Source organism: Nitrosomonas marina, assembly GCF_900111605.1.
Classification (GTDB): domain Bacteria; phylum Pseudomonadota; class Gammaproteobacteria; order Burkholderiales; family Nitrosomonadaceae; genus Nitrosomonas; species Nitrosomonas marina_A.
Map to the genome: position 1 here is coordinate 1 of NZ_FOIA01000051.1, position 10,261 is coordinate 10,261.

Annotated in this window: 8 protein-coding genes; 3 read left to right on the forward strand and 5 right to left on the reverse strand. The window is 45.3% G+C overall.

Features of this window, described 5'->3' with window-relative positions; genetic code table 11:
• The first annotated feature begins 938 nt into the window (after nucleotides 1-938).
• Nucleotides 939-1,376 (forward strand): GNAT family N-acetyltransferase, encoded by a 438-nt coding sequence (locus BMY62_RS15015; RefSeq protein WP_090661832.1) that lies wholly within the window; start codon nucleotides 939-941, stop codon nucleotides 1,374-1,376.
• 130 nt (nucleotides 1,377-1,506) lie between these two features.
• Here BMY62_RS15015 and purD read toward each other — a convergent pair whose 3' ends face one another.
• Genes purD through dusB form a run of 4 tightly spaced genes read right to left on the reverse strand, consistent with a single transcriptional unit; the run spans nucleotide 1,507 to nucleotide 5,662 of the window.
• Nucleotides 1,507-2,814 (reverse strand): phosphoribosylamine--glycine ligase, encoded by a 1,308-nt coding sequence (purD, locus tag BMY62_RS15020; protein WP_090661835.1) that lies wholly within the window; start codon nucleotides 2,812-2,814, stop codon nucleotides 1,507-1,509.
• A 24-nt stretch (nucleotides 2,815-2,838) separates the two neighbouring features.
• On the reverse strand, nucleotides 2,839-4,398 hold the full coding sequence (gene purH / locus BMY62_RS15025) for a bifunctional phosphoribosylaminoimidazolecarboxamide formyltransferase/IMP cyclohydrolase (protein WP_090661851.1): 1,560 nt from the start codon (nucleotides 4,396-4,398) through the stop codon (nucleotides 2,839-2,841).
• The gene (locus BMY62_RS15030; protein ID WP_090627283.1) at nucleotides 4,398-4,649 is read right to left on the reverse strand and encodes a helix-turn-helix domain-containing protein; all 252 of its coding nucleotides are present in this window, start codon (nucleotides 4,647-4,649) and stop codon (nucleotides 4,398-4,400) included. The genes purH and BMY62_RS15030 overlap by 1 nt, the downstream gene beginning before the upstream one ends.
• Complete coding sequence (gene dusB, locus BMY62_RS15035; protein WP_090661838.1) at nucleotides 4,646-5,662, reverse strand: tRNA dihydrouridine synthase DusB; 1,017 nt, start codon at nucleotides 5,660-5,662, stop codon at nucleotides 4,646-4,648. The genes BMY62_RS15030 and dusB overlap by 4 nt, the downstream gene beginning before the upstream one ends.
• Nucleotides 5,663-5,995: 333 nt before the next feature.
• On the opposite strand from dusB, the gene BMY62_RS15040 reads away from it, so the two are divergent.
• Both BMY62_RS15040 and BMY62_RS15045 read left to right on the forward strand, forming a co-directional pair.
• Complete coding sequence (locus BMY62_RS15040; protein ID WP_090661842.1) at nucleotides 5,996-6,721, forward strand: glycosyltransferase; 726 nt, start codon at nucleotides 5,996-5,998, stop codon at nucleotides 6,719-6,721.
• Between the two features lie 111 nt (nucleotides 6,722-6,832).
• Nucleotides 6,833-7,861 carry a sodium:calcium antiporter gene (locus tag BMY62_RS15045; protein WP_090661845.1) on the forward strand — a complete coding sequence of 343 codons (1,029 nt, stop codon included), beginning with the start codon at nucleotides 6,833-6,835 and terminating at the stop codon, nucleotides 7,859-7,861.
• A 63-nt stretch (nucleotides 7,862-7,924) separates the two neighbouring features.
• Here BMY62_RS15045 and BMY62_RS15050 read toward each other — a convergent pair.
• Nucleotides 7,925-10,261 (reverse strand): Ig-like domain-containing protein (locus BMY62_RS15050; protein ID WP_090661848.1); only part of this gene is annotated, 2,337 nt, incomplete at its 5' end.

Here is a 10,261-nt window from a genome sequence, read left to right on the forward strand (position 1 = left end):
ATCAAGTCACCAAAAAAATGTGCGACCTCTTCCTGCCACCTTCCTCTCAAGTTTCTTTCATGATCAGGGGTGGCGTCTACCGAAATGATCGTTAGAGATTCCCTGGATTTATTCAAAGTACGCTCCTACGAAGTGAAAACCCTACGTTTCTGCGAATTTCTTTCTTGATTCGAAATTCGTGTACCCGGTCATATCAAAATGCTCTTTTGAATATGGGAACGCTACATTAACGCAGCACGGATTAATCGGTTTACTTGAGGATATAAATTTTTTTTCAGCATATGGTGTTGATACATGAATAGTGTGAGATCAGCTTTTGCTGGCGTTCAAACTTTGCTGTGATGGTAGAAGTGCTGCGTATATTTGTGCAATCGAATTGGATAGTTTTGGAAAAACCAGGTTTGTTGGTTTGCCGACAAGACTACAGGAAAAGTTTATCCACAGCTGCTAATGCTTGTGGCAACAGGTCTAAAATTAATTCTGCCAGATAATGGTTCAGAGATTCTCAGTTCAACAGGCCGGTTTGATCAGACTTTGTCAACAAATCAGGAATGCAGCCTTTGCTCAGTTTGACTGACATTCATGTGTCGGAACCTTTAAGGCATAAGGTTAATGCGTTTAAAATAAGTGTTTTTAAAAAACGTATAACTGAGGTGTTTTGGAGGCAGTCAGTACAACATTTACCACCAGAAAAAATTTAACAATTTTCAGAAAACAGGCGTAGGTTGCTTGTTCGATTGAATATAAATTAACACTGCTGTCCCGTTAACTTGAAGTCAATATTGTTATAACTTATTGAAATAAATGAAAAATTAAACGTTAAGATTTGTCTAAGACATGAGAATTGTTTGTTTAATAATTTCAAAGAGTTAAACCCCTAAACGAAACAGCAGTGATAAATTAACAACTGAAGTAAGCAAAAAATAACCATTTTATTGATGACAATCCGGATTAGACCCGCTGAAAAAATAGATTATGATTGGTTGCTGGACTTGCACCATACCGTTTATCGAGAACTGATCATTGAGGAGTTCGGTTACTGGGATGATGACGAAGAATTCGGATTGTTTTTAAAATCCTGGGAGACGAAAAAAATCGATATTATCCTGAAGCAGGAGAAACCTGTGGGTATGTTTATAGTTGAACAGCAGGGAGATTACTTGTGGCTGGATGAAATTCAAATCGATCCTCAGTATCAGAATCAAGGCATAGGTAGCGAGGTCATTTTGCGACTGATTTATCGGGCGCGTAAACTGGGCCTGCCACTGAGGCTCCGGGTATTGCATGCCAATCAGGGTGCTTTTCGGTTGTATCTGAAGATGGGATTTCAGCAAATCAACTGTGCAGAACATCACTATCTCATGGAGGTGATTTAGGCACTAACAAATCGGAAGCAGGCCAAACGTCAAGTAAAAATACTATGCGTAGTGCTGCATTGCGGAATTAAAATTGCACACAATAAGTATCAGTATTGACTGGTTTGGCTTTCGGTGTCTGATTGAACCGTTACGATTTGTAGATGAAATCTATGCCATGATAACCAATATCGTGGCGCATACAAGAGTTATCAAAACGGATACGTTTGGCAATATCATAAGCGTGCTGCTGGGCAAGTTTCAGATTGTCACCTAGGGCTGTTACACACAAAACGCGGCCACCAGCGGTTACAAACTCCTGCTGATTATTATTTGTCAACGCCGTGCCGGAATGAAAGATATGGAAGTCATCCACGGAATCTTGCCTGGTCATCAGGTCAGATAGTCCGGTAATGATGTCGCCTTTTCGAGGGTTCTCAGGATAGCCGCCGGCAGCCATAACGATCCCCAAAGCGACGCGTCTGTCCCAGTCGGTCTCAGCTTGATCTAGCGTGCCATCGAGTGCTTGTTCGATTAGCGTGGACAGATCACTTTTAAGGCGCATCAGAATTGGCTGTGTTTCCGGATCACCCATACGACAATTGAATTCCAGAACGCTCACGTGGTTGTCTTTAGTGATCATCAAACCGGCGTATAGGAATCCAGTGTATGGAGTGCCTTCATCAGCCATACCATGAATTGCAGGATATATGACTTCCCGCAGAATTTGTGCATGTAAACCGGGGGAAATGAACGGAGTCGGTGAATAAGCTCCCATGCCTCCAGTATTGGGGCCAGTGTCTCCGTCAAGCAGACGTTTGTGATCCTGGCTGGTGGCTAAAGGCAAAACATGCTGTCCGTCACACATGACGATGAAACTGACTTCAGTGCCCTGGAGAAATTCTTCGATAATGATTTCCACACCCGCCTCACCAAAATGCTTTGATATGAGAATCTGATCAATTGCGTCATGTGCCATCTCCAATGTTGGTGCAACAATAACACCTTTACCTGCGGCCAGGCCGGCGGCTTTTATAACAATTGGCGCGCCTTGTTGATCAATATATTGATGTGCAGCCTGTGCGTCGGTAAACGTTGCATAGGCGGCAGTGGGGATGTTGTGACGATACATAAAGTCTTTGGCAAAACTTTTCGAAATTTCCAGTTGCGCCGCTTTACGGGTCGGGCCAAAGATTTTCAATCCTGCACCAAGAAATGCGTCGACTAGGCCCTCAGCCAGTGGTAGTTCAGGACCAACAACAGTAAATGCTATTTTCTGGCTTTGTGCAAAGTCGATCAACGCGGGAATTCCAGAGATCGTAATATTCTCGAGTCCGTGTTCGTTTGCTGTTCCGGCATTTCCGGGAGCAACGAATACCTTCTCGACACGTGGTGATTGAACAAGTTTCCATGCCAGTGCATGTTCTCTGCCACCGCTGCCGATTACCAGTAATTTCATATCTATCAGTAAGATTAAGACTCTTTAATGTCTAAAATGCCGAACACTCGTGAAAACCATTGCGATATCCTGCTCATCTGCTGCAGCAATGACCTCTTCATCGCGGATGCTTCCGCCAGGCTGGATGACTGCGTGCGCCCCTGCTTCCACGACAATATCAAGACCGTCACGAAAGGGGAAAAATGCATCTGAAGCAACCACCGAACCAGATAAATCCAGTCCCGCCTGCCGGGCTTTTATGGATGCAATTTTTGCACTGTCGATGCGACTCATTTGACCAGCGCCGATACCAAGCGTCTGATTATTCGAGCAGTAGACAATGGCGTTTGATTTGACGTATTTGGCAACCCGCCAGGCAAACAGTAAATCGTTCATTTGTTGTTCGGTTGGCATTCTACGGGTTACCACTTTGAGCGCATCTCGCGGTAATTGATAGTTATCCGGTGATTGTACCAGCAAACCTCCGCCTATACGTTTCAGATCATATTGGTGACTTGCGTGATCCAGTGGAAGTGTTAAGACACGGATATTATTCTTTTGTGCTAATAAAGTACGCGCATCACTGGTCACATCGGGCGCTATGATTACTTCGACAAATTGCTTGAGTATTGAAGTGGTAGTTTCGGTGTCAAGCGGCCGGTTAAAGGCGATAATGCCGCCGAATGCGGAAGTCGGGTCAGTCGAAAAGGCGCGTTGATAGGCTGTCAGTATATCGTCTGCAACAGCAACACCACAGGGATTGGCATGTTTGATGATGACGCAGGCAGGGTCTTCGAAAGATTTAACACATTCCCATGCTGCGTCGGTATCAGCAATATTATTGTAGGATAACGCTTTGCCCTGTAATTGATGATAGCTGGCCAGACCGCCAGGTACGGGCTGCAAATCGCGATAGAAGGCCGCTTTCTGATGTGGATTCTCGCCATAGCGCATGAATTGCATCCTGTTGAAGTTCAGGTTCAATGTGCCAGGAAAATCGTTGCGGTTCCCATCATCATCAGTTGCTGTTAAATAATTGCTGATAGCGCTGTCATAGGCCGCAGTGTGAGAGAACGCTTTTTGGGCGAATTTGAACCGGCTGATGGCACTGACGGCCCCATTATTTGCCGCTAATTCATTGAGTAGTGCCGAATAATCTTCTGGATCTGTTATGACAGTAACCTTTTTATAGTTTTTTGCTGCCGCTCGAATCATGGCAGGTCCGCCTATATCGATATTTTCGATCGCATGGTCCAGCGTGCAGTCGGGCTTGGCTATTGTCTGTGTAAACGGGTAGAGATTGACGATAACCAGTTCAATGTCCGCAAAACCGGTTTGTTCCATAGATGATATGTGGTCAGGTGAATCTCTTCGGGACAGTATGCCGGCATGAATTTTGGGGTGCAGGGTTTTGACGCGCCCGTCGAGCATTTCGGGAAATTCCGTATATTCACTGACTTCGGTGACCGGAATGCCGTTTTCCTGCATGAGTGTGGCAGTACCACCTGTTGAAATTATGGTGATTCCTGATTGATGGAGTGTGCGAGCAAGTTCGGTTACTCCTGTTTTATCTGAAACACTGATCAGTGCCTGTTTGATAGACATCATATACCTTGTTTGATTTGATACCGCTTGATTTTCTGGCGCAATGTATTCCTGTTGATTCCAAGAAGCTCTGCGGCCTGTGTTTGATTTCCGTGAGTGTATTGTAGAATGACTTCAATGAGTGGTTTTTCCACGCTTAAGATGACCATATTATGGATAGGGCAGGGTTTTTCGCCATCCAGATCGCTGAGATATTTGCCAATTGATTTCCGTATACAGCAAGAAATTTCATTCTCATTAATGGTATTCATACTGCGATCGCCCCTTCTTCTTTTATATATTGCAAATATTGATTGTGATCAGATAACTCTGTAAAGAAGCTGTTTGTCTCAGATAGCTGTTCCTCGCAAGTTTGCAACTGATTCATCTTTTGTCGAAATCCCGCTGAGCCTGTCAAGCCCTTTGTATACCACGCAATGTGCTTGCGAGCGATGCGCACACCGGCATATTCACCGTAAAACTGATATAGATCATTTAAATGCTGCATAAGAACAGCATGAATTTCACTTACTTTTGGTGGCGGCAGATATGCGCCGGTATTCAGATAATAATCTATCTCTCTAAATATCCAGGGTCTGCCTTGCGCTGCACGACCTATCATTATCGCATCTGCCTTGGTGTATTCAAGCACATGACGTGCTTTCTCGGGCGTAGAAATATCTCCATTTGCTATGACCGGAATCTTTACAAGAGCTTTTACGGCTGCAATAGTATCGTATTCGGCGTTTCCGCGATACGCGCAGGCACGGGTACGCCCGTGAATGGCCAGCGCCTGAACTCCACAATTTTCCGCTATTCTGGCAACGGTCAGCGCATTTTTATTCTGCTGGTCCCAACCCGTTCTGATTTTAAGGGTGACTGGAATATTTACAGCATTTACTACAGATTGCAGAATTCTCTCGACAAGTTGTTCGTTTTTCATCAGAGCCGATCCCGCCATGACATTACAGATTTTTTTTGCGGGACATCCCATATTTATGTCAATAATCTGTGCTCCTTGATCAGCATTGTATTGGGCCGCGGCAGCCAGCATTTCAGGTTCTGCTCCGGCGATCTGTACCGAAATTGGTGAGACTTCGCCATCGTGATTTGCACGGCGTTTTGTTTTTTCGGATCCCCATAATAATGAATTACTCGTTACCATTTCTGAAACAGCCATCCCGGCCCCCATTTTTTTGCATAATTGACGGAAAGGGCGATCCGTGACGCCGGCCATGGGTGCAACAATAAGATTATTTTTGAGTTGATAAACGCCGATCTGCATGCTATGAAGATATTGGTTTTACTGAGTAATGATCAAAAGTGGACAGGAAAGCAGCTGCGTGAATGGAGATTACCTGAAGTGCTGTATCGCGAGCTTGACCACACATCCATCCGCTATTATATAAAGATAGTTTTTCTGTAAGCAATAAAGCATATAAAAAAAACAAAATCGTCAGTTGATTTAAGCTAAAATATTCCCATTCCTGTTATCGGCCGGATTAGGTTGGATTCTTCTATGTATCGTATATGTATTTTCGTTCTGAAGTCTGAATTTTGATCAAACGATACAGTTAGTATCTGGTTTTACAGCAGGGCTGGCCTCACTCGTATATTTATGCGTCTTTCAATTATTATTCCAGCATTTAATGAATCACGTTTGATTCTCCACTGTCTTGACTCGGTTTCAAAATCAATGGCTGCCAATCATAGAGCCGGGTTTGAATATGAAGTGATCGTGGTGGATAACAACTCGACCGACAATACTGCTGAACTTGCCAGGAAGGCTGGTGCCAGAGTCGTTTTTGAACCGATCAATCAAATCGGACGAGCACGTAACGCCGGTGCTGCCGTTGCAAAGGGAGACTGGTTTTTATTTGTCGACGCAGACAGTTTATTGAACCCGGATATGATTGCAGATATTCTGAAATTGATAGATTCCGGAAAATTTGTTGGCTGCGGCAGCGTTATGCACATGCCCGGCTCTCCATGGCTGGGTACATTAATATTAAAAATCTGGACTGTAATCTCGGTTACTTTTGCCTGGGCGTCGGGTGCACTGATTGTTTGCCGAGCGGATGCGTTTCGGGATGTTGGTGGATTTAATCTGGATTTGTACGCCGCAGATGAAATAGACCTGAGTCGTTTGTTAAAAAAATGGGGTCGCAAGCGCAGACTGAAGTTTACTATTCTTAAGCGCTCACCTTTAATCACTTCAGCCCGCAAGTTAAAGCTGTATACTGCCCGCGAAATGGCCAATCAATTTCTCCAGGTGCTTTTTCATCCACGCAAATCCCTGCAAAACAGAAAGAAACTGCCGGTCTGGTATGATGGGCGGCGTTAAATCCAGAGCCAGCGCATCACTTGACCTCTTGCGTTGCTGAATTGAACGCGTATTGTGCAAGCAGTAACCGGACTGTCGAGTTTCACTTCCAAGAGAGAGTGATCTAACTTCATGCTAACGGCACAATTGTTGATTTGGTTTAAGTTTTTTTTGTGTGCAGTTTTAATTGGAATAGCTGGCACAAAACTGACGCGGTATGCGGACGTCATTTCCGATAAGACAGGATTGTCAGGTAACTGGATTGGGCTTATTTTTTTATCCACAGTAACGTCCCTGCCTGAACTTATGACCAGTATCAGCGCATTAACTTTGGCCGTTGTCCCCGATATCGCTGTGGGGGGAATCATGGGCAGTTGCGTGTTTAACCTGGTCATATTGGTGATATTGGATTATCTGATGCGGGGACAATCAATTTATCACCGCGCCAGCATCAATCACACCCTGTCTGCCGCATTCGGTATCGTACTGATTGCCTTTGCCGGGTTGGGGGTTTTAGTTTCCGGTTTTAATATTTCATCACTCATAAGTTTCTCTTTTATAAGCGTATATACCCCAGTTATTGTTGTATTGTATCTGGTTGCAATGCGTGCGATATTTATTCACGAGCATTCCCAGTTCGAACAAGCTGTCAGGCAGGTTGCCAGCCGTTATCCACATATCACCATGGTTCGAGCAACTACAGGCTATTTGTTGAGTGCGCTGGTCGTAGTTGTCGTTGGTTTTTACCTGCCCTTTGTGAGCACTGAACTTGCCGAAGATATGGGGTGGAATCAAACGTTTGTTGGAACATTGTTTGTTGCTGTTACCACATCATTACCAGAACTGGCTGTTACACTTGCAGCCTTGCGCATAAATGCGCTGGACATGGCGCTTGCAAATGTCCTGGGTAGTAATCTGTTTAATATTGCAATCCTGGCATTTAATGACCTGATTTATTTACGAGGTTCACTGTTTGCCGATATTTCTCCCTACCATGCGGTATCAGCTTTTACTGCTGCTGTAATGACCGGTTTGGTCATTATTGGACTGGTTTATCGACCCAGATCGCAGTTATTTATGAATATCGGCTGGGTCAGCTTGAGCCTGTTGACACTTTATTTTGCCAATGCTTATATTCTGTATTATCAAAACAACAGTTAAACAAACAGCCCTTCGAAAATACCGAAGGGCTGTTTGTTTGGTTTATTATTGTAAACGAGTCAGTTATTTATAATAGACATTTACTGACTTTTTTGTGGTGTTGCCTGCGCGATCACTGGCAGCGACAGCGATCGTATGCAGTGGAGTTTTCTTTTTTCTTGCAGTGGAAACATTGAGCAGATAATTCAGCGACTCATTATCGCTTAGCATAACCGTATTTCCATCAATGGATAAAGCGATTTGAGAAACACCCTGATCATCATTCGCTGATACATTGATCACCGTATTAGATTTAAGTGTCATACCATCGTTAAGGTTAAAACTGCTGATTACCGGTGCAGTAGTATCAGATGCAGAAACATTGCTTACAGTGATATTTCTGTAAAACGAAACGCCTTTATTGCCGGCAGCGTCATATGCATAGGCCTGCAGGTAGCCATATCCGTTCACTGATTGCGTGGTATCCCAGTCTATGCTGAATGGTGCATTTGTGCTGGAACCGACGTGAACATCATTGGCGTACAGTTCGACGCGGACGATACCGACATGATCGAACGTTTCGAATTCGACACGGGTAGTGCCCGATACTTCTGCCCCCGGTGATGGTGATGCAACCGTGACGATCGGGGCCTCCTTGTCAGTAGATTCGGCAACAGCATTCTGCACCGTTACGGTAACATTCGCGGATACGCCCTTATTACCGGCTTCATCGAATGCATGTGCGGTCAGTGTATAACTGCCGTCGGAGACGGTTGTTGTATCGAATGTAAAGTTAAACGGAGCCTGCGTATTTTTACCCAACAGCTGGCCGTTGACATATAAATCAACCGATATGACACCTACATTATCAGTGGAGTTGAAATTGACAGGTATGGTGCCCGATACCGTGCCGCTGGCTGGTGAAGCGATATTGATTGTCGGCGCTTGCGTATCAGCCGGTGTTGCAGTCTCAGAATTGTTGACTGTAACATTTCTGTAGAAAGAAACACCCTTATTACCGGCGGCATCAAATGCCTTTGCCTGCAGGTAGCCATATCCGTTCACTGATTGCGTGGTGTCCCAGTCTATGCTGAATGGCGCGTTTGTGCTGGAACCGACGTGAACATCATTGGCGTACAGTTCGACGCGGACGATACCGACATGATCGAACGTTTCGAAATCAACGCGGGTAGTGCCCGACACTTCTGCTCCCGGTGATGGTGATGCAACCGTGACGATCGGAGCCTCCTTGTCAGTAGAGTCGGCAGCAGCATTTTGTACAGTTACGGAAACATTCGCGGATACGCCCTTATTACCGGCTTCATCGAATGCATGTGCGGTCAAGGTATAACTGCCGTCGGCGACGGTTGTTGTATCGAGTGTAAAGTTAAATGGAGCCTGCGTATTATTACCCAGCAGCTGGCCGTTGACATATAAATCAACCGATACGACACCTACATTGTCTGAGAAATTGAAATTGACAGGTATGGTGCCCGATACCGTGCCGCTGGCTGGTGAAGCGATATTGATTGTCGGCGCTTGCGTATCAGCCGGTGTTGCAGTCTCAGAATTGTTGACTGTAACATTTCTGTAGAAAGAAACACCTTTATTACCGGCGGCATCAAATGCCTTTGCCTGCAGGTAACCATATCCGTTCACTGATTGCGTGGTGTCCCAGTCTATGCTGAATGGCGCGTTTGTGCTGGAACCGACGTGAACATCATTGGCGTACAGTTCGACGCGGACGATACCGACATGATCGAACGTTTCGAATTCGACGCGGGTAGTGCCCGACACTTCTGCTCCCGGTGATGGTGATGCAACCGTGACGATCGGGGCCTCCTTGTCAGTAGAGTCGGCAGCAGCATTTTGTACAGTTACGGAAACATTTGCGGATACGCCCTTATTACCGGCTTCATCGAATGCATGTGCGGTCAGTGTATAACTGCCGTCGGAGACGGTTGTTGTATCGAATGTAAAGTTAAACGGAGCCTGCGTATTTTTACCCAGCAGCTGGTCGTTGATATATAAATCAACCGAAACAATTGCGGCTTCATTCGAGTAACTGAATTCAATCGGTATGGTTCCTGATACTTTTCCTCCAACAGGTGAGGCTATGCTGATTATTGGTGTGTCACCAGTTGATTCGTCTGTAGTAGTACCGTTATTAACAGATACCGCGATACCCGATGATCCCTGATTGCCTGCTGCATCCAGCGCTACCGCGCTGAGCGTGTTATGGCCGTCATCCATGACGGTCGTATCCAGCGAAAAGGTAAAAGGTTCCTGAGTACTTTGACCGTAGTGTTGCCCGTTTACATACAGGTCGACGGATACGACACCCACGTTGTCGGAGTAGCTGACTTCGACAGGAACAACGCCGGAAACGACGCTGTCACTGCCCGGGCTGGTAATGGTAAT

Coding starts and splice junctions, on each gene's coding strand:
- BMY62_RS15015 (WP_090661832.1), top strand. CDS start 939: ATGACAATCCGGATTAGACCCGCTGAAAAAATAGATTATGATTGGTTG.
- dusB (WP_090661838.1), bottom strand. CDS start 5,662: ATGCAGATCGGCGTTTATCAACTCAAAAATAATCTTATTGTTGCACCC.
- purD (WP_090661835.1), bottom strand. CDS start 2,814: ATGAAATTACTGGTAATCGGCAGCGGTGGCAGAGAACATGCACTGGCA.
- BMY62_RS15030 (WP_090627283.1), bottom strand. CDS start 4,649: ATGAATACCATTAATGAGAATGAAATTTCTTGCTGTATACGGAAATCA.
- purH (WP_090661851.1), bottom strand. CDS start 4,398: ATGTCTATCAAACAGGCACTGATCAGTGTTTCAGATAAAACAGGAGTA.
- BMY62_RS15045 (WP_090661845.1), top strand. CDS start 6,833: ATGCTAACGGCACAATTGTTGATTTGGTTTAAGTTTTTTTTGTGTGCA.
- BMY62_RS15040 (WP_090661842.1), top strand. CDS start 5,996: ATGCGTCTTTCAATTATTATTCCAGCATTTAATGAATCACGTTTGATT.